Annotated in this window: 4 protein-coding genes; all 4 read right to left on the bottom strand. The window is 54.3% G+C overall.

Annotated features, from left to right (window positions below):
• Positions 1-27: 27 nt before the first annotated feature.
• The 4 genes from MHB71_RS29035 to MHB71_RS29020 all read right to left on the bottom strand — a co-directional run bounded on the left by MHB71_RS29035 (position 28) and on the right by MHB71_RS29020 (position 22,052).
• Positions 28-1,761, bottom strand: a complete 1,734-nt coding sequence (locus tag MHB71_RS29035) for an ABC transporter ATP-binding protein (RefSeq protein ID WP_340028290.1) — start codon at positions 1,759-1,761, stop codon at positions 28-30.
• Positions 1,758-3,584, bottom strand: a complete 1,827-nt coding sequence (locus MHB71_RS29030; RefSeq protein ID WP_340028289.1) for an ABC transporter ATP-binding protein — start codon at positions 3,582-3,584, stop codon at positions 1,758-1,760. The genes MHB71_RS29035 and MHB71_RS29030 overlap by 4 nt, the downstream gene beginning before the upstream one ends.
• The gene (locus MHB71_RS29025; protein ID WP_340028288.1) at positions 3,574-6,852 is read right to left on the bottom strand and encodes a non-ribosomal peptide synthetase; all 3,279 of its coding nucleotides are present in this window, start codon (positions 6,850-6,852) and stop codon (positions 3,574-3,576) included. The genes MHB71_RS29030 and MHB71_RS29025 overlap by 11 nt, the downstream gene beginning before the upstream one ends.
• A gap of 152 nt (positions 6,853-7,004) precedes the next feature.
• Positions 7,005-22,052 carry an amino acid adenylation domain-containing protein gene (locus tag MHB71_RS29020; protein ID WP_340028287.1) on the bottom strand — a complete coding sequence of 5,016 codons (15,048 nt, stop codon included), beginning with the start codon at positions 22,050-22,052 and terminating at the stop codon, positions 7,005-7,007.
• Positions 22,053-22,288 lie beyond the last annotated feature (236 nt).

Raw genomic sequence — 22,288 nt, 5'->3', positions numbered from 1 at the left:
CAGGAAGCCGCCCGCCAAAAAGCGGGTCTAGCCGTACAGCCGCGCGTAGTAACCTCCGAGCGCCAGCAGTTCCTGATGGCGGCCCAGTTCCACGACCGTTCCTTGATTCATGACTGTAATCAAATCCGCATGTTCCACAGTGCTGAGACGGTGGGCAATCAGAATGGTGGTGCGCCCCTTCATCAATACGTTCAGAGCTTGCTGTACCCAATGCTGGGATTCGTTATCCAATGCAGAAGTCGCTTCGTCCAGCAGTAGAATCGGGGCGTTTTTGAGAATCGCCCGGGCGATCGCAATTCGCTGCCTTTGTCCACCTGACAACGACGCTCCCCTCTCTCCCACCGGCGTTTTATACTGTTCAGGAAGTTCCTGAATGAAATGGTGAGCGTACGCCGCTTTGGCCGCTTCAACCACTTCTTCATCCGTTGCATCCGGGTTGCCATAACGGATATTTTCCTCAATCGTGCCAGTAAACAAAAACGGCTCCTGCGGAACATATGCAATCTGCCTGCGGATTTCTTCCAGCGTGTAATGGCCGAACGGTTTGCCCTGGAGCAGGATATCTCCGCTGTCCACAGGATAAAAGCCGAGCAGCAGCTTGATCAGCGTACTTTTGCCGCTGCCGCTGGCTCCCACGATCGCAGCGACCTGACCAGGAAACACCTGCATGGACATGTCGACAAGCACCTTTTTATCTGTCTGATAGGAAAACTCCACATCGCGAAACTCCACCGCAGCCTCCGATACAAGCTCGCTATGAGAAGATCCCAAACGCTCCGGTTCCTCTTCCTCGCTTAGTACCTCTTGAATCCGGTGAGCACCCGCGAGCGAATTTTGGGTCATCGACAGAACCATCCCCAAGTTCAACAAGGCGTGCGTCAGATTCACTTGCAAAACTGCCAGAGCGGCGACACTTCCCATTCCCATCAATCCGTAAGCATAAAGAAGACTGCCGATGACGATGATGCCGCAGAACGTGACGTAGCTGATAAAATGGTTCACCGCAGCCTGCATACCGTTCTTTTTCGCCGTTTGCCGAAGCGTTTGCGTCATTTGCTCGTTCAACGCCTCGTACTGGCCGTAAATCGTGCGGATGCGAAACAGCTTCACAATTTGAATGCCGCCCATAAAATCTTTGAATTTTTCGGTCATTTTACCGAGCGTACGCAAGCCTTGTTCGGACAAAGCGCGGATATCCCGTGCAAATTTCAGGCTGACCAGAGAGGACAGCAGCAGAATGACGAAGGATACGCCAGCAAACCGCCAATCAATCACCGCCATAGAGACAATGGAGCCGATACAGAAGACAACTTGAAGCAGCAAAACGAAGTAAACCTGCGAGAATGTAAACTCAACGGTCGTTACATCGTTGTTCACTCGCGACAGCAAGTCCCCATGATGGTTCTGCTCCAGGAATCTCGGCCGCACCCGGCACAGCTTGTCATAAAGACGTTTGCGGATATTCAGCACAGTCAGCTCGACACTGCGCTGGTATAAGTAAATGAACCAGGGAGAAATTATATTTTCCAGGAACAGGGCCGCGCCCAAAATAACAAAAGCTTCTACCATCAGGGACGTATCTCGGGACACGGCGAAATCAACCAAGTTATGTACGACCAAGCTGAAGGCGATCAGAAACAATGTCTGGGTGAGCGCCGTTACAGCAAGGCCAATCGCGTACTGGGTTTTGCGCTTGCGGTTCATAAACGTCAGCAAGTAGCCGAGTTCTTTCACTTGTGATAGCCTTCCGCCCTTTTTCATGTGTACGACACCTCCCTGCGTTCGGCAGACTCGGTAAACTCCTGGTAATACGACTGGGCGTACAGTCCCTTCCTCTCGAGCAATTGTTCATGAGTGCCCTTTTCGACAATACTTCCTTGTTCCATAACCCAAATTTCATCGGCGTTTTGTACCGTAGAAAGCCGGTGGGCAATAACCATGGTCGTTCTCTGCTTCATCAATACGCCCAACGCTTCCTGAACCGCGCTTTCCGACTCCGGATCAAGTGCCGATGTGGGCTCGTCCAACAGCAGAACGGGAGCATCCTTCAGAAACGCCCGAGCCATTGCAATGCGCTGCCGTTGCCCACCGGACAAAAACCCGCCGCGCTCTCCGACATACGTCTGGTAACCGTCCTCAAGCTGCATAATGAAAGAATGAGCCTGAGCGGCTTTGGCGGCTTCGATAATCTCGTCCATCGACGCTTCTTGCCGCCCATAGCCGATATTTTCGGCGATCGTACCGCTAAACAAATATGAATCTTGGGTTACCACGGAAAAATGTGACCGAAGCTGCTCCGGATCTGCACCGTGGATCAGGCTTCCGAACACGCGGATCTCGCCCTGATCCTCCGGAAGCGGATAAAAGCCGCATACCAGCTTAAACACCGTACTCTTCCCTCCGCCGCTCGCTCCGACAAGCGCAATCGTCTTGCCTTCCGGCACCGAGAAGTTAACATTCCGCAGAATCGGGGAACTTTCTTCATACCCGAAGGTTACGTTCTGAAACTGGATGGGGGCGGCACTCGCTTTTGGAAGCAAACGGCCATTTTCTGTTTCGGTCGGCTGCTCGACGATTTCGGAGACCCTTCTCAGGGCACCGGTCATTTCGAACGTGCGCGTGATGAGCTCGGGAATATGCTCCAGCGGCTCCAGACACAGATTAAGCAAGTACAGGAAGGCGATCAGTTCTCCCGCGCCTAGCTGCCCGTTGTAGATCAAATAGCTTCCGTAACTGACGGCGAAAATGATCGGGCTAATCATCAACGTAGAAAGCAGCGGGTTGACCCAGGCTTCCCGCTTTTTCACGGCCAGCTTTTTTTGAGCCGTCAATTGCAGTAGCACTTGGTAGGAACGAGATAACATACCAGATAGCAGGTAGCTTTTTACAATAGGCATCCCCCCAAGCGTATCCTGGAGGTTGACGTTCATTCGGCCCATGTTCGCCTGGGCTTCCTCCGTCAACTGTTCCAACTGCTTGCCGATCCATTGGGAAACCAGCAGTGCTACGGGAAATAACAGCAGGCTGTACAGCATCAGCTCCCATTGGAGATACATCAAATAAGCGAAACAGCCGATAAATAATAGCGGATGATAAAACCACTGGGCGAGGTCCCGAATCATAAATTGCTGGATGAGCTGCAGATCGTTGTTGATCCGCGACAATACGTCGCCGGAGTGCTGCTTTTCCAAATAGGGGACCGGAAGTTTGCCGATATGACGCATGACATGGTTACGGATATCCCGCACCGCAGAGGCACTGCTTCGCTCCACACCAAAGCTCATGAAAAACTTCGCCGGCACACCGATCAAGATGACCACAAAGACCGTGTACACGATCTGCAGAACGATGGGCCCCGCCCCATTCTCAGCCTGTGTGGTCAGCTGCTCGACCAAACGTCCCGTCCATATCTCAATAACCGCGGCGGCAATTGCGGACAGGATACCGACGATCATCCAGCCTTTGTGACGGCTTACATAGGACATCAGCCAGCGGAACGCTTTCCAGGTGGCATAAGCGGTTCGGCGCTTGGAAGGCGCCGCTGTGCCTTGTCCTTGAACAGACGTCTGCCGGTCAGCTCCCATGCAGGACCCCGGCCTCCGCTTCGATCTGCTGCTTGATTTGCACTAAGATGTCACGGATGACAACGGCCGTTTCGTCCACGCGCGTGAGTTCCAGTAACTCCTCGTGTGCGCCCTCCAGACGGTAATTGGCGTAAGCTTGCGTCGTTGCCCTCTGCCAAGACGGCAACTGGTGCTCCAGGCGGAACGCTTCACTGTCCTTCGCAATCAGTTCGTAAATCCGGGCAGTTATCGTTCCTGAATTAATAAGCTGCGCTTCGTACGTCAATGTGGCTTTGATCTTCCGATGAACACGCTCCCGCACGAGCGGATTGCTCATTAATTCCTTCTCTTCTTCGTCGAAATCCGCAAGCATCTCTTCAAGCTCTTTCTCAGACGTTTCATAAGGTGTGAGTGTGTCCTTAATCCACGAGTCCACCATGAGCACGTCCGTTACGGAATACCCTCTTCTTTCCATCGATTTGGCTACCTCGAACGTCAGGTTGCCTCCGAAGCAGTAACCGAGCAGCACGTAAGGTCCTTCAGGCTGGATACGAACAATCTCATCCACATAACGGTTCAGCATGGCCTCGTAATCGATGACATCGTCGATAAAATCAATGCCGTAAAGCACGAATCGGCCGTCTAGTCTGCTTGCAAGCTCTCGGTAACCGATGCCGAAGCCGCTGCCTGGAGGGAAGCAGAACACGTTCAGATCCCCTGTTTTATTTAGCTTAATGAAGGAGTCTCCCCCTTTATCCAGACCCAGATCCCCCTCTCCAAAAGCCATGGCTTCAACGGTTACATAATGGAATTGGCGATTCAGCGGTATCTCGATGCCCGTTTCATCGTAAACGGCTTGAACGAGTCTAATCAGACTTAAGGAATTGCCTCCCAGCTCAAAAAAGTTATCCTTTACGCCAACCTGTGGAATGCCAAGTGTATCCTGCCAGACACGGACGATCTTCATCTCGAGCAGTGTTCTCGGCGCGACATATTCCGTTCTTCCAGTGGCGGCTTCCTCTGGCGCGGGTAGCGCTTTGCGGTCGATTTTCCCGTTCGGGGTCAGCGGCATCCGCGAAAGCTGCACGAGGTACGAAGGAATCATATATCCCGGAAGCTGCTTGGCGAGCTGCTCCTTGAGTTCATGCGCCGCCAGCCTTGTTTCCGCAACGTAATAAGCAACAAGCTGCTTATGGCCGTTCGCGTCGTCGCGGGCGAGCACCACCGTTTCTTGCATGGCGGCGATCTTCAGCAGCTGCTCTTCAATCTCGCCGATTTCGATCCGGTAGCCGCGGATTTTCACCTGATGATCGATCCGCCCCCGGTATTCGATGTTGCCGTCCGGCAGCCAGCGGGCGAGATCTCCCGTCCGGTAAAGGCGTTCTCCCGACGCAAACGGATGTTCCACAAACTTCTCTGCCGTTAGCTCCTGATGGTTCAGGTAACCTCTCGCAAGCCCTACGCCTGCCACGCATAACTCGCCGTCCACTCCAGGAGGCACAAGCTGCAGGTGGGCATCCAAAATAAAAATCCGGTGATTGGACAGCGGGCGCCCGATCGGAATAACTCTGCGCTCCGGCTGCTGCTCATCTGCATCCCAAAGCGTCGTAACAATCGAAGCTTCAGTAGGCCCGTAAGCATTGAAATAGTGGACCTTCTCCTTCCACTGCTGCACAAATTCGGCCGATACCGCCGAACCTCCCGTTACAAGCTTCGTTAAGCTGGGAAGGCGGTCCGGGTTCAAATATGCGCTGTACGTCGGAGGCAAAATCGCCGCCGTAATCGCATGCTCGTTCATATAACTCTCGAACAGGCGGTTGTCGAGAATCGTCTCGGCCGTCGGGATGTACAAAGTCGCGCCAAAATAGAGCGCTTTGAACACTTCCCAGCAGGACGCGTCGAATGACAGGCTGGCGAATTGAACGATCCGGTCATGCTCCGTGATGCCCAGTCTGTCCGCGAACATCAGCTTCAAGCTGACCAAACCACGATGCTCCAGCATGACCCCTTTGGGTTTGCCCGTCGTACCTGATGTATAGATGACATAAGCCAGATCATTCGGACCGCTGGCCGGCTCCAGATTCGAAGCATCCAGCACACCAGTGGATTCCGCCCCGCTATCGCCCCAAACAAAATCGTCTAATTCAAGGCGTGTTCCTTCAAAGTCGGTTTTCTCGTGCAGATGTTTTTGAGTCAGCAATAACGGTGCGCCTGAATCCTCGATCATGAAGCGGATGCGCTCCTCCGGGTAGTCGGGATCGACAGGCACGAAGGCTCCGCCCGCTTTAAGAATTGCCAGAATGCCGACGACCATATCAAGCGAGCGTTCGACCAGAATTGCTACCAGCTGATCTGCTTCTACTCCTTTTTCCCGCAGCTTCCGCGCAAGGCGGTTGGATCGCTCGTTCAGCTCGCGGTAGGTCAATTGCCGCTCGTTCATGACGATGGCCACGTTATCCGGGCGATGCTCCGCCTGTTCTTCGAACAAGCCATGAATCGTTTTCCCCCGCTCGAACTCGGTTTCGGTGTCATTAAATCCCTTGAGCAGCATCTCCCTCTCGACTGGGAACAGCATATCGACTTGTCCAAGCTCCAGATCTGGCTGAAATAAAAGCATGGACAGCAAACGAACAAGATGGTCGGCCACCTGCTCCATAAATGCCCGCTCGTACCGCTGTCCGTCAAAGCTTATTTCCAGCTCGATGGAGTGGTTTTGGCGGTCGAAGCGAAAAACGGTATCAGCCGCCACACGGTTACTCAGCGGTCCCGGATGAATCGGGGCGAAGGATGCGATGGTGTTGACGACCGGGAGACCATGCCCCGTATAGTCCAAATGGAGCGGCTCCACCATTTTTCGAAAAGGCAGGTGCTGATGCTCCAGCGCCTCGCCGATGGAGCCTTTGATGCCCCCAAGCAGCGTTTTCAGCGTAGTCTGGCTGCTTACCGATGTCTTGATCACCAAGATGTCATGCGGCGGCGTCTCGCCCTGGTCTGCGCTATACGAAGGCATGCCGACCAGCACTTGGTCCCGCCCGGTATATTTGAACAGCAGGCTTTTGACTCCTGCCAAAACAATCATGTACAGAGCCAAATCCGAACCGCTGGCGAGGCCAATGATTCTCTCCGAGAGTTCGCTCGGCAGAGTACGATGAAGCAAGTCCGGCTCTGCCGCAGCTTCGCCACCCACAGATAATTTGGAGGATTGACTGTAGGGAAGGAAGCTCAGGCTATCATCTGCGTCAAACTTGCCGCTCCAGTACCGTTCTTCCTTTTCAAATAACGATTTCATTCGTACCTCCCCTAAAAATGAAGTGACCGCATACCCCGACGCAGGTCCGAAAGAGCTTGCTTTCGGCCTGCGCGTTTACGGGCTTGCATGTTGTTCGCGTTTTCCTTGGGATACACGCGCTGTCGCTTGATGACGGAAGCGCGCTTGTAACATTAGAATGCGAATTCGATCGTATCAACAGCACTCTTTGCGCCTGCCGCCGGTTTATGACATTCAATTCGGCTTAGCTCGAGTTGTGGATTTTCCGCAATTTGAGACAGTACCCGCAGGTAATCCTCAGTCAAGGTGCGGATCATCGTTTCTTTGAACAGCTTGGTGGCGTAGAAGAAGCCCCCGCTCAACGCCCCTTCGTTTTCATACATAAACAGCGTCAGATCAAACTTCGCTTCTTCCAATGGGTCAAGCTCGTAATTCTTCAGGCTGACCCCTTCCAGTTCGGCGTCTCGTTCTTCAATATTTTGCAAGTCGAAAACGGCATCGAACAACGGGAAGCGGCCCGGCTCCCGTTTCACATTCAAACGTTCCACGAGATCCTCGAATGGATAATCCTGGTTCTCAAAAGCACCCAAAGCCGTTTCCTTCACTTCTTCCAGGTAGGACAAGAACGTTTTGTCGCCAGACGGACGATTGCGGAGCGCCAGCGTATTAACAAACATGCCGATGACCCGCTCCAAATCGGCGTTAGTTCTTCCAGCCACCGGGGTGCCCACGATCAAGTCCTCCTGACCGCTGTACTTGGACAGCAACACAGTATAGGCCGCAAGCAGCACCATGAACAGTGTGCTTTCACACTCGGCAGCCAATTCGCGTAACTGCGCAGAGAGAGAAGCTTCGACGTCGAACTCCACATGCGCGCCTTCGTAGCTACGAACGGCAGACCGTTCGTAGTCCATCGGCAGGTCCGCCGTGGGCAGCTCGCCTTCGAAGGTTTGCAGCCAGTACGCTTCCTGCCGCCCGATTCGCTCTCGGTGGGCCTTCGACTGCTGCCAAACGGCATAATCCTTGTAATGAATGCGCAGGGGTGGCAGCTGTTCTCCGGCGTAGAAACTCGAGAACTCCTCCATCACAATCGCCATCGATACACCGTCGGACACGATATGGTGCATATCGAAAAGGAGAATACGCAGGTTCGGCTCCAGCTCGATGACCCCGGCGCGCAGTAGCGGCGGTTGGCCGAGATCAAACGGACGAACGAAGTTGCGGACGATCTGCCCGATTTGATCTGAATCCTCTGTATCCGCTTGATGGTGCTCGATAGCAAAATCGACCTGTGGGTATATCCGCTGAACCACTTCGCCCTTCATCATTTCAAAACCGGTGCGCAGCGATTCATGCCGTGTTATCAATTTCCGCAAGGCGGCTTCCAACCGGTCTAAATCAAACTCACCTTCCACCTGCACCAGTTCCGGCATGTTGTAAAGCTGATCTGCTCCATCCAGCGTGTGCTGAATGAACAGCCGTTTCTGCGCGGAGGACAGAGGGTAATACTCTCTCTGCTCCGCTTGAGGAATGGCCTCATGCTCCCGCCGTTCCATCCGGGCGATCGCCTCGGCCATCGCCGCAATCGTCGAGTGGCGGAATACGTCGCGCAGCGGGAGGTTGACGTTTAGTTCCTTAAATACCTTGCCTGCCAGTGACGTAGCCCGCAGGGAGTGACCGCCGATGTCGAAGAAGTTGTCGTAAACGCCAATCTGCTTCGCAAGCCCCAGCACCTCCTGCCAAATCACCGCCAGCTTCATTTCCAGCTCATTGCGCGGTGCGACATACTCCGTTCCACTTCCCGCTTCCCCTTCCGGCGCTGGCAGCGCCCTCCGGTCTATTTTCCCGTTCGGTGTCAGAGGCAGACGCTCCAGCTCCACGAAGTACGACGGGATCATGTAACCCGGCAGCTCCTGTGCCAGCGCGCTGCGCAGATCGTTCACTGCCAGCTTCGCTCCGGTATCCGGCGTGTAATACGCACATAGCGCCTTCTGCCCGTTCGCGTCATTTCGAACCAGCACCACCGCTTCGCACACACCTTCCACCCGCAACAGCTGCGACTCGATCTCTCCCGTCTCAATCCGGTAGCCCCGGATTTTCGCTTGGTTGTCGATCCGGCCGATGAAGTCCACGTTGCCGTCCTCCATCCACCGCGCCAAATCTCCCGTGCGGTACAACCGCTCGCCCACAGCGAACGGACTGTCTACGAACTTCTCTTCCGTCAGCTCCGGTCGGTTCAAGTACCCACGCGCCACGCTGACGCCGCCGATGACCAGTTCGCCCAGCACGCCGACTGGTACGGGATTCAGATGTGCGTCCACGATGTGAAATTTCGCATTCAGCCACGCTTTGCCGATCGGCACATGGCCTGTCTGCGGCAGCTTCATCAGCGGTTCGTCATAGAAACTGGAGTCGATCGCCGCTTCCGTCACACCGTAAGCGTTAATGATGCGGAACGACGAGTTGAAGCGTTCCTGCAAGGTTCGGTAATCCGCCACACTGCAGCTGTCCGAGCTTGTAATCAACAGCTCCATCCCGCTGAACTCCACCCCCTGTTCATGTACGTATTCCATAAACGGCACGATCAGTGCTGGTGTTGATTCAAAGATCGTCACTCGCTCTCGCTCTATCCAGTAGTGCAGACGAGAAGGATCGATCCGGTCGTCCTTCGGCACAATCACCATCGTGCCTCCGTTGTACAGTGTCCGGGCAATGTCGCCCACGAACACGTCAAACGAGAAGCTGGCGAGCTGCAGCAACCGCACCGGGAACTGATCTAATCGGTATTCCCGCCGGTAACCCGCTGCCGTATTCACCAGGCTGCGGTGCTCAATCATCACGCCTTTCGGCTTGCCCGTCGTTCCGGACGTGTAGATGACGTATGCTAGGTCCTCAGGGCGGGCTTCATGGAAGCTGCCCATGCCAACATCATTGACAACATCCAGATGGTTCCGATCCGCACTGTTCACAGCCCCCGTTAGTTTGCCAGAGTCCCGGCTGGAAGCCATGCTGGAGCCTTGATCAAAGCACATCGGGGCATTTGCCCGATCTTCGCTGTACGACGCTTCGTCGTCGAGGTACAGCACCGACATCAGCGCCAGCTCCTCTTCGCGGAGCCAGGCCTCGGCACGTTCTCGCAGCGGCGTTTGTGTCAGCAGTACCTTCGCTCCGCTGTCTTCGAGCATAAACCGCACGCGGTCCGCAGGATAATCCGGGTCGAGGGGTACATACGCCCCGCCGGCTTTCCAGACGGCCATCACGGCCACCAGCAAGTCCACCGAACGCTCGGCGAGAATGCCAACGATTGACTCCCGGCCGATGCCATTTGCACGCAGCGTGACCGCTAAGCGGTTCGCTCGCTCGTTCAGCTCCACATACGTTAGGCGGTTATTTTCATACACAACGGCCTCCGCTTCCGGCGTACACTCTGCCTGTTTCTCAAACAGACGGTGGAACGTAGCCGCAGGAGCCGCTTCTAGCTGCGCTGGATTAAACGCATTGAGAACTTGTTCTTTTTCCTCTGCTGTCAGCAAGTTCAGCTCGGCAATCTTTGCATCTGGACGGTTTACAATTGTCAGGAGCAACTGCTCGTAATGTTTTGCCAGCCGTTCAATCGTCTCCCTTTTGTAAAGAGCTGTCGCATATTCAAAGCTGTAATCCAAGCCGCCGTTCTCCTCGCCCACATCCAAGCTGATATCAAACTTCGCAGTATCAAGTACGCTCGGATAAGGAATCAGGCGAAGCCCTTCAAGCTCAAATTGCTCGTTCTCCGTATTCTGCATCGTAAACATCGTGTCGAAGAGCGGATTGCGGCTTAAATCACGGGTGATTTGCACCTTGTCCACCAATTGTTCAAACGGATAGTTCTGATGCTCAAAGGCACGCAGAGTTGTTTCTTTGACTTCGTTCAGATATGAAAGGAATGTTTTCTCCGAAGACGGATAACTGCGAATCGCCAGCGTGTTTAGGAAAATCCCGATCAACGGCTGCACATCTCCATGATTCCTTCCGGCAATCGGCGTACCAACGATTACGTCTTCCTGACCTGAATATTTATGCAAAAGCACGTTATACGCCGCAAGCAGCACCATAAACAGCGTCGTGCCCGTTTCCGCAGCCAGCTGTTTCAGGCCGCCGGTTTTTGAAGCGTCGAAGGAAAACTCCAGCGTTTGACCTTCGTAGCTCTGTACAGCCGGACGTGGATAGTCGGTCGGCATTTCCAGCACTGGAAGCTCGCCCTGGAACATGTCCAGCCAATACGCCCCCTGATGCCGAAGCCGTTCCTGCTGCTCCTGCGAATGCTGCCAAACGGTGTAGTCTTTGTACTGAATGCGCAGCGGCTCCAATTGCTCTCCACCATACAAACGCACGAATTCTTCAACAAAGATTTCCATTGAAACGCCGTCAGAAATAATATGATGCATGTCGTACATCAGAATATGGCGTTCCGGAGCCAGCTCAACAAGGCCTACCCTCAACAGCGGTGGCTTAGCCAAGTCAAACGGACGGACGAAACCGTAAACCACCGCTTCGACCTCTTGCTCATCCGCTTGATAGAACTCCACCGCAAAATTCACGTCCTGGTAAACCCGCTGTGATGCTTCTCCATCCACCATTTCAAACCCGGTGCGCAACATTTCATGCCGCGCCACGAGCTTACGGAACGTTTCTTCGAACCTTGCCCGGTCCAAAGCACCCTCCAGCAGCATCGCTTCCGGCATGTTGTAGCTAAGCTCCGCAACTTCCAGCTGATTCAGAATAAAGAGACGTTTTTGAGCAAAAGATTGCGGGTACACCTCTCGGCCATCCGTCACCGGAATGGAAACAAATATCTGCTGATCCAGCCGAGAAATGGCGGTAGCCATGCTCTCGATCGTGGAATGGCGGAACACGTCGCGCAGTGGCAGATCCACGTTCAACTCTTTATGAATCTTGCTGACCAACGTTGTCGCGCGCAGGGAGTGGCCACCGATGTCGAAGAAGTTATCGTGAACACCAATCTCCTTCGCAAGCCCCAGCACCTCCTGCCAAATCGCCGCCAGCTTCGTTTCCAGCTCATTGCGCGGTGCGACGTACTCCGTTCCGCTTCCCGCTTCCCCTTCCGGCGCTGGCAGCACCTTCCGGTCTATCTTTCCGTTCGGTGTCAGAGGTAGACGCTCCAGCTCCACAAAGTACGACGGGATCATGTACCCAGGCAACTCCTGTGCCAGCGCCCTGCGCAGATCGTTCACTACCAGCTCAACTCCGGTATCCGGCGTGTAATACGCGCATAGCGCCTTCTGCCCGTTCGCGTCACTTCGAACCAGCACCACCGCTTCGCGCACACCTTCCACCCGCAACAGCTGCGACTCGATCTCCCCCGTCTCGATCCGGTAGCCCCGGATTTTTGCCTGGTTGTCGATCCGGCCGATGAAGTCCACGTTGCCGTCCTCCATCCACCGCGCCAAGTCTCCCGTGCGATACAACCGCTCACCAGCGGTGAAAGGACTGTCTACAAACTTCTCTTCCGTCAGCTCTGGACGGTTCAAGTACCCACGTGCTACCCCAACTCCGCCGATAACCAATTCGCCTACCACGCCGACTGGAACAGGGTTCAGATGTGCATCCACGATGTAAAACTTCGCATTCAACCACGCTTTGCCAATCGGAACATGGCCTGTCTGCGGCAGCTTCGCCAACTCCTCCTCATAGAAACTGGAGTCGATCGCCGCTTCCGTCACGCCGTAGGCGTTGATGATCCGGAACGACGAGCCAAACCGTTCCTGTAAGGTTCGGTAATCCGCCACACTGCAACTGTCCGAGCTTGTGATCAACAGCTCCATCCCGCTCAACTCCAGCCCTTGCTCGTGTACGTATTCCATAAACGGTACGATCAGTGCCGGTGTTGATTCAAAGATCGTCACTTGCTCCCGCTCTATCCAGTGATGCAGGCGAGACGGATCAATCCGATCATCCTTCGGTACAATGACCATGGTGCCTCCGTTATACAACGTGCGTGCGATATCACCCACGAACACGTCAAACGAGAAGCTGGCGAGTTGCAGTAGCCGGACTGGGAACTGATCCAACCGGTATTCCCGCCGGTAGCCCGCTGCCGTGTTCACCAAGCTGCGGTGCTCAATCATTACACCCTTCGGCTTGCCTGTTGTCCCTGACGTGTAGATCACGTACGCTAGGTCCTCAGGACGAGCTTCATGGAAGCTGTCCAAGCCAGCAACCTTCAGATGACTCGGATCATCGCTGTTCACAGCACCCGTCAGCTCGCCGGAGACTTTACCGGAAACCATGCTGGAGCCAAGCGGTGCATTCTCCCGCTCTTCGCTGTATGACGTTTCGTCGTCGAGGTACAACACCTTTGCAAGTGCCAGTTCCTCTTCGCTGAGCCAAGCTTCAGCACGCTCTCTCAGCAACGTTTGTGTCAGCAGCACCTTCGCTCCGCTGTCTTCAAGCATAAACCGCACGCGGTCCGCCGGATAATCCGGGTCAAGCGGTACATATGCCCCGCCTGCTTTCCAGACGGCCAGCACGGCCACCAACAGGTCCACCGAGCGCTCGGCGAGAATGCCAACAATCTCCTCCCGGCCGATTCCACTTGCGCGCAGCGTGGCCGCTAAGCCGTTCGCCCGTAAGTTCAGCTCCGCATACGTCAGCCGAACGTTCTCGTAGACAACGGCTTCCGCTTCCGGTGTACGTTCCGCCTGTTCCTCGAACAGTCGGTGGAACGCGGCCGCCGGACCCGCTTCCGGCTGCGCCGGGTTAAACGCGCCGAGAATTTGTTCTTTTTCCTCTTCCGTCAGCAAGTCCAACTCGGCAATCTTCGCATTCGGATGGCTTACAATCGCCGCAAGCAAATGTCCAAATTGAATCGACAGCCGCCGGATCGTGCTTTCTTTATAAAGAGCCGTTGCGAATTCAAAGTTGCACTCCAGTCCGCCATTTTCTTCCGTAACATCCACACTCAGGTCGAACTTGGCCATACCATATTCGCTAGGGTACGGGGACAATTTCAGCCCTTCCAGCTCAAACTCTGACTCCTCCAGGTTTTGCAGGGAGAACATCGTGTCAAACAGCGGGTTGCGGCTCAAATCCCGGCTAACCTGCACTTTATCGACGAGTTCTTCGAACGGATAATTCTGATGCTCGTAAGCGCCTAAAGTCGTTTCTTTCACTTCTTCCAAATACGTCAGGAAGGTCTTCTCCGAAGCCGGATAATTGCGGATCGCCAGCGTGTTGACGAACATTCCGATCAAAGGCTGCGTGTCGCCGTGCGTTCTGCCCGCAATCGACGTTCCGACGATCAAATCGTCCTGACCTGTGTATTTATGCAAAAGCACGGTATATGCGGCAAGCAACACCATATATAGCGTCGTTCCTCTTTGAGCGGCCAGCTGTTTCAAGCCTTCGTTCGTTGCCTCGTCCACGAAGGACGTCAGCGTATGTCCCTCATAGCTCTGTACAGCAGGACGCGGATAGTCCGTTGGCATTTCCAGAACCGGCAGCTCGCCCCGGTAACGGTCCAGCCAGTAAGCTTCCTCGCGGTTCAATTGCACTTTTTGCTCGTCCGATTGCTGCCATACCGCATAGTCCTTGTACTGAATGTGCAAAGGCTCTAATGACTCACCGCCATACAGACGAACGAGTTCCTCAACGAACACGTCCATCGAAACCCCGTCGGAGATGATATGGTGCATGTCAAACATCAGTAAATAACGATCGGCTGCCAGCTCTACGAGCTCGGCACGCAGCAACGGTGGCTTCGCCAAGTCGAAAGGTCTGATAAAAGCCTGCACGACTGCAGACGCTTCTTCCTCGTTCGCATGTCGACACACGACGGAAAAATCAACGCTCTCGTAAATACGCTGTACCGCTTCGCCTTGTACGACCTCAAATCCGGTTCGCAACGTTTCATGACGTTGGATCAGTCCGCGGAAAGCTTTCTCCAGCAGGCTATGGTCAATTGATCCTTCGAGCAGCAGCACACCCGGCATGTTATAGCTCTGCTCGGCTCCTTCCAGCTGATTCAGGATAAACAGCCGCTTCTGAGCTGAGGAAAGTGGATAATACGCTCTTGCGCCTACCAGCGGAATCGACGAGAACGAATGTTCTTCGATCCGGGAGAGGGCGAGAGCCATCTGTTCGATCGTTGAGTAGCGGAATACGTCGCGCAGAGGCAACTCGACGTTCAACTCCTGATGCACCTTGCTCACCAGTGTCGTTGCCCGCAGGGAATGGCCGCCCAAGTCAAAGAAGTTGTCATGAACCCCGATGCGCTCCAATCCAAGCACGCTTTTCCATATTTCAGCCAAGCTGGCTTCGAGCGGAGTCCGAGGCGGAGTATGTCCTTCGCCCGGTTGCAAGCTCTCCTCAGGTGCCGGGAGGGAGCGGCGGTCAACCTTGCCATTCGTCGTCAGCGGGAGACGCTCCAACTTGATCAGGTACGTCGGGATCATATAGGCCGGCAGTTCCTGAGACAGCACGCTCTTCAGCTCGGCCGCCGGAAGCTCACAGTCCGCTTCATAATAGGCGCAAAGCTGCTTTTCGCCGGACACGTTTTCCCGCGCAAATACTGTCGTTTTCCGAATTCCCTCCACTTTCTGAAGCTGAGTTTCGATCTCGCCCAGCTCTATGCGGAAGCCACGGATTTTCACTTGGTCGTCCGTTCGTCCCACATATTCAATCGTGCCGTCCGGTAGCCATTTCGCCAAATCCCCCGTCCGGTACATGCGCTCTCCTGACGTAAAAGGATTGTGCACAAATTTCTCCGCCGTCAGTTCCGGCCGGTTATTGTAGCCCCGTACCAAACCTTCTCCGCCGACACATAGCTCCCCGACCACGCCGATCGGCAGCAGCTTATTCCGGCTGTCGACGATATACACCGTCGTATTGCTGATTGGTCGTCCGATAGGAACGGTAAGCGCCGACTCATCAACGAAGTCGACCGGAAGGTACGTGGTAAATATCGTGCTTTCCGTCGGTCCGTATACATGGTTGAGCCTACCCGCTCCAAGATGGGCGAGTGCTTTACGTACATGACCAACCGAGACACGCTCTCCTCCAAACAAAATCGCCCGGACATCCCGAAAACAATTGACATTCACATCTACAAGCACGTTGAAGAAAGCCGTCGTAATAAACATGACCGATATGCGCTGGCGCTGGATGAGATCCGCCAGTAGACCAATTTCCAGCAACGTCTCGCGGGGAACCAGCACCAGCCGCGCCCCGTTGGTCAAAGCACCAAAAATATCGAAAATCGCTCCGTCGAACGAATAGCTCGAAAGCTGGAGGACATGATCGCGATTGGTGATGTCGATATAATTTGTATTTTGCACAACGCGCACGATGTTGCGGTGTGAAACAAGGTTTCCTTTTGGCTTGCCCGTCGTGCCTGATGTATAGATCACGCAGGCCAGATCTGTCGCTTCAATCCCTTGATTTAGGTTTGTTCCGTCCTCGTGATAGAAAGACTCGTCATCCAGTAAAATCACCGAGTCCAAACCCGCCAGTCGCTCGCGCAAGCGGCTTTGTGTCAGCATGACCTGCGCTCCTGAATCCTCTATCAAGAAACGGATACGCTCCTCTGGATATTCCGGGTCAATCGGTACGTAAGCGGCTCCGGCTTTGTGTGCTGCCAGTATACCTATAACCATTTCGATGGAACGCTCAGCCATAATGGCGACCAGACGTCCTTGGGATATCCCGTGGCTGCGCAAGGTACGGGCAAGGCGGTTGACACGTTCGTTCAGCTCCCGGTAAGTCATCTCTTGCTCATTCATGGAGATGGCGGCTGCATCCGGGATGTACTCCGCCTGCTCTTCGAACAATTGAATGAGCGTCTGCCCGCGCGGAAATTCCGTCTTGGTGTCGTTAAAACGTCCGAGAAGGTCGGCCTTTTCTGCCTCCGTCACAAGTTCCAGCTCGCCCACAGTAATTTCTGGGTTATCCGTTACCTGCTCCAGCAGATGCACGAGATGCCCCTTGAGCCGCTCGATGCTGTCTTTATCGAACACTTCGGCGTTAAAGTCGAATCTAATTTCGATCTCGGCTCCCGGCATCACAGTCACGTTGAAGTTATAGTTCGTCTGCTCCTCCATCTGAACGTCAGCAATTGTCAGGCCGCCGTGCTGCTGGTCCCCCGCCTGCTCCATCTGCTCGTCCACCGGATAGTTCTCGAAAGCGATGATATGGTTGATCAGATTCTGCTTTTGCACGCTACGCGCTTGAATTTCATACAGCGGATAGTAATCATAACGCCCGGAATCCAGCGCCCGCTCTTGGAGCTTCGCCATCAGGTCGGCGAACACGGTGTCCACTTCGCTATCGACGCGGACCGGCACCGTATTGATGAACAGCCCGATCATAGACTCAATGCCCGGGATTTCCGCCGGTCTTCCGGCAACGACACTGCCGAATACGGCATCGTTTGTTCCGTTATATTTTTGCAGCATCACGCCCCAAACGGCTTGCAACAGCGTATTGACTGTAACCAGGTGCTGTTTCGCCACCCGGTCCATCCGTTTGCTCAAGTCCTTGCCTAGTTCGGCGGTGACGTGATCAGCCGTAAATCTGCCGCTCGCCGCTGGTTCCTTTTGCCCCGGAAGTACGGTTTGCCCTTCGTAGCCTGCCAGGAACGCTGTCCAATAGCCGGATGCCGCCTGATCGTCCTGTTTCTCCAACCATTCGATATAATCGCCATAATCCGATCCTTTACCTCCCGCTGGCTGCTTACCAGAGGTCAGGGCCGAGTATATCTCAAACAACTCCTGCGTCAGTTGAGCCAGGCACCAGCCGTCCATCAAAATATGTTGGAAACTCCACAGCACATGATAACTTTGCTCTTCGGTGCGCAGAATCGTAAACCGAACGAGCGCATCATGTTCCATGTTGAAGCCACGAAGCTTGTCCTCCTCGGCCTTTTCATCCAAGTAAGCTTGTTTCTCGTGTACCTGCAAATGAAGCAGCTCTTCATATTCAAAGCCGACTGGCTTATCGCGGTATATGATTTGCAGCGGCTCGCCCGCTGGTCCATTCGCAAAATTCGCCCGCAGCACCAGATGACGTTTTGCAAGCTCCATCCAGCTCCTCTCAAAAAGCTGGACGTCGAGCGCTCCCCGCATCGTAAACCGCGTCTGCTCAAAGTAAGCTGCCGCTTGCCGGTCAAGCGCGCTGTGGAACCACATACCCTTCTGCATCGGCGTCAGCGAGTAAATATTTTCGATTTCCCCGAGATGACTCGAGCGCTGGGCGATTTGCTCCAATTCTGTGATGGTCAAGCCTTTAAATTGCACGTCGCTTGGCGTCAATTCGGTGTTCTCTTTGCCTGCGCAGTGGGTAATGAGCTCTCGGAGACTTTGCTCAAGCCGCTGAGCGAAGGCTTCCATCGTTTCCTTGCGATACTGCTTCCGGCTGTAGCTGAGATCGAGCGATAAAGCACCGTCCAGCACCATACCGTTGATATCCAGCACAAAGCTGCGGGCCTGCCGGTCGCTAGCCGGGCTGCCACTGGAATAAGAAGATATGCCGATCTCGCCCTGGTTGACATCATCGTCGAACTGGCCGAGGTAGTTAAAATTAATTTCCGGCTCTGCGCCCCAAACCAAGCCTTCCTCCGATTTCGAAAGATAGCGGCATATGCCGTACCCAAGCCCCTTGTTCGGAATGCGGCGCAAGTTTTCCTTGACCTGTTTAATCTGATAGGTCAAATCCCGGTCAGTTTCCGGCTCTAGGACGACCGGAAACTTGGTCGTAAACCAGCCGACTGTACGCGTGATATCGATATCCGTTCCGATCGATTCACGTCCGTGTCCTTCGAGATTGATCCGCACCCGTTCGTGCCCCGTCCATTTGCGTAAGGCTATGCCGAGCGCCGTTACCAAAATATCATTCATTTCGGTGTTGAAGGCACGGTGAACCCGCTTCAGTAGCAGCTCCGTTTCTTCGGGAGCCAAACGGACAAACAGCGATTCGCTGTCCTGCTGCGTCGTAACGTCCGCCTCCGTATCCTTCGGCACGGCCGGAACCTCCATTTGATCCACGGCCTGCCAATAGGCCCGTTCCTTCGCCATCTCCGGGCTTTGCGCGTAAGCAGCCAACTGCTCGGACCAAGTACGGTACGCATCTGTTTTCGCCGGGAAACGAATTTCTTCGCTTTTGCCAGTCTGCTCGTAACCTAGAGTGAAATCCTCCATTAAAATGCGCCAAGACACGCCATCTACCACGGCATGATGAACCCCGAGCAGCAAATGATCACCGTCCGCGCACTGGAACAGTCCCGCCTTCATGAGGGGCCCGTTCTCCAGATCGATGCCCGCTTGAATGTCCGTTGCCTTCGCTTCCACAGTCTGCGTGGGATTCTCCGCATCTTTGAAGTCGAACACGTCCAGCGTGAACATCTCGTCTTCCTGAATCGCGCGGGTCCGTGCGCTAAACCCTTGTTCCGTTTTGCGGAACACCATCCGTAAGGCGTCATGATGCTCGGCCAGCTTTTGCAGCACCTGACGTACCATCTCTTCGTCGAAGCGTTCCTTCCGGTACAGCATCACCGACTGGTTGAAATGATGCGGGTCCGCAAAGGAGCTCTCGAAAAACCAATGCTGAATCGGCGTCAGCGCCGTTTCACCCGTAATTTCGCCTTGATCGATGGTACGTCCGATCGGTATCACATGTAGGCTAAGCTGTGAGATCGTCGGATATTTGAACAAATCCCGGATTTCCAGCTTGTACCCGGCTTGATGAAGCCGCGAAGATACTTGAATGGACTTGATCGAGTCTCCGCCCAGCTCGAAGAAATGATCCGTTACCCCAACGCGATCGGCGTTCAATACCGCCTGCCACACATCGGCAAGCGTCCGCTCGGCTTCATTGCGTGGAGCTACGTACTCGCCGCCGGTCAGTGCGTTTCCTTCTGGGGCAGGCAAAGCCTTGCGGTCGATTTTGTCGTTCGGCGTGAGCGGCATCTGCGGAAGCTGAACAAAATGTGCCGGAATCATGTAATTCGGCAATTTTTGCGCCAGCGCGCTTCTCAGCTCGCCGAGCGTAAGAGGGAGACTAGCGACCAGGTAAGCGCACAGTTCTTGCCCACTTTTGCCTTCCCGCGCAATCACAATCGTCTCCTGCACCGAGTCGATCTTCAGAAGCTGCTCTTCAATCTCACCGACCTCGATTCGGAATCCACGGATTTTCACCTGATGGTCGATCCGGCCCAAATACTCCATATTACCGTCCGGCAGCCAGCGGGCGAGATCTCCTGTCCGGTAAAGGCGTTCTCCCGGCGCAAACGGATGTTCCACAAATTTCTCTGCCGTCAGCTCCGGCTGGTTCAGGTAACCTCTCGCAAGCCCCACGCCTGCAACGCACAGCTCGCCGTCCACTCCCGGAGGCACAAGTTGCAGGTGGGCATCCAAAATAAAAATCTGATGATTAGACAGCGGGCGCCCAATCGGAATGACTCTACGCTCCGGCTGCTGCTCATCCGCATCCCAAAGCGTCGTAACAATCGAAGCTTCGGTAGGGCCGTAAGCATTGAAATAGTGAACCTTCGCTTTCCACTGCTGCACGAATTCGGCCGATACCGCCGAACCTCCCGTTACAAGCTTTGTTAAGCTGGGAAGACGGTCCGGGTTCAAATGAGCGCTGTACGTCGGGGGCAGAATCGCCGCCGTAATCGCATGCTCGTTCATATAACTCTCGAACAGACGAGTGTCGAGAATTGTCTCGGCCGTCGGGATGTACAAAGCCGCGCCAAAATAGAGTGCTTTGAACACTTCCCAGCAGGATGCGTCGAAGGACAAGCTCGCAAATTGAACGATCCGGTCATGCTCCGTAATGCCCAGCCTGTCTGCGAACATCAACTTCAAGCTGACCAAACCACGATGCTCCAGCATGACCCCTTTGGGTTTGCCCGTTGTACCTGACGTATAAATGACATAAGCAAGATCATGTGGACCACTGGCCGCCTCCAGGTTCGAGCCATCGTCGCTATAGGCCTGCTTGTCATCTAGCGCCAATACGGTCCCTTCGAACGGGACTTGCTGTAACAGCTCTCTTTGAGTCAGCAGCAACTGCGCGTTCGAGTTCTCCAGAATGTAGCGAATACGTTCTTCCGGGTACTCCGGGTCGATCGGCACGTAGGCACCGCCAGCTTTCAGAACCGCCAAAATGCCAATGACCGTCTCCAGCGATCTCCTAACCATCAAGCCTACCAACTGATTGGGCAGCACACCGACCGATCGTAGCGTACGCGCCAGCTGGTTCGCCCGTTCGTTCAACTCTGCGTATGAAAGCCGCTGCCCCTCAAAAACAACCGCCGTCGCCTCGGGCACACGCTTCGCTTGCTCCTCCACAAGCTGATGAATCGTCCGATCACGAGGATAGTCCTTCTCGGTATCGTTGAAGCTTTGTATTAATTTAAATTTTTCGTCCTCCGACAGCATATCCGCTCGCACGATGTCCAGCTCCAGCTCATGAAGCCCGACGGACAGCAGGCGATTCAGATGGCCGACGACCCGATTCATGAACTCGGAGTCATATAAGTGCTCGTTATATGACAGCGCTAGGTGTATCGTCCCATTGGCTAAACTGAATTCAAATGAACAGTCTGTGACCACGTTTTGCCCAATTTCGTCCAGATGCAGCTCCTTAAGGGATGCTAGCGTATGGACGAAGGGTATACCTTCTGCATATTGCAGATCCAGCTTCTCCGTCATTTTCAAGAACGGAATATGTTGATGCTGAATGGCTTCCGGCAAGGAAGTCCTCAGTTCGCTCAGAAGCGTCTTAAAAGTTGCCCCCACCGAAAGCGAGTTTTTCAAAATGACCGTATGATTAACGGATCGACGCGTCTCCCCCTTTTTCGGCACAACCGGCATGCCAACCAGAATGTCTGAAGCACCTGTATATTTATGCAAGAGTGCCTGAACACCGGCGAGCAAAATCATAAAAGCAGCCAGCGGAGCACCCTTGCTCATTTGAAGGACCCGCTGCGCCGCTTCCTCCGAAAGCGAACCGCCAACGGTTTTCACATTGGGCACCAGGGAGTTTGGAGCCTTGCTGTAAGGCAACCGCGTCAAGGTATAATCGTCAATACCGAATTTTTCGTTCCAAAACAACGTTTCTTTTTCAAAAGCCATCTGGATCGTTCCCCTCTCTTCATCGGTAAAAGCAATCCGGCGGAGCATATGCCGAAGCAACGCTCCAGCCTCGCTCCTCTCTTTTTCAAACATCTGACAACAATATCAATGGCTTGCGCAACGTCACGCTTCGATTGCCCGGTTGATCGCATGCGGCAATCCTCTGGCTAGCAGCTGTACCGCTCGGCTCCCATGCGTTAAGGACAACAAACATCGTTCTACGCAAGAGATGCGGCTGCTTCGGACTCCTCTGCTTCAATATGATTGCCGCGGACGAGCCACCTGAAGACGGGATTTGGTTTAACATGGGTTTCGGAATTGGATTTGGG

The organism is Paenibacillus sp. FSL H7-0940 (genome assembly GCF_037979415.1).
Taxonomy (GTDB): Bacteria; Bacillota; Bacilli; order Paenibacillales; family Paenibacillaceae; genus Paenibacillus; species Paenibacillus amylolyticus.
Note: the sequence above shows the minus strand (reverse complement) of the source record. Positions and strands in the feature narration are given on the sequence as shown.

What these genes read in the sequence shown, in the direction of transcription:
- MHB71_RS29030 (WP_340028289.1), bottom strand. Translation starts at nt 3,584, where the DNA reads ATGGGAGCTGACCGGCAGACGTCTGTTCAAGGACAAGGCACAGCGGCG.
- MHB71_RS29025 (WP_340028288.1), bottom strand. Translation starts at nt 6,852, where the DNA reads ATGAAATCGTTATTTGAAAAGGAAGAACGGTACTGGAGCGGCAAGTTT.
- MHB71_RS29035 (WP_340028290.1), bottom strand. Translation starts at nt 1,761, where the DNA reads ATGAAAAAGGGCGGAAGGCTATCACAAGTGAAAGAACTCGGCTACTTG.
- MHB71_RS29020 (WP_340028287.1), bottom strand. Translation starts at nt 22,052, where the DNA reads ATGTTTGAAAAAGAGAGGAGCGAGGCTGGAGCGTTGCTTCGGCATATG.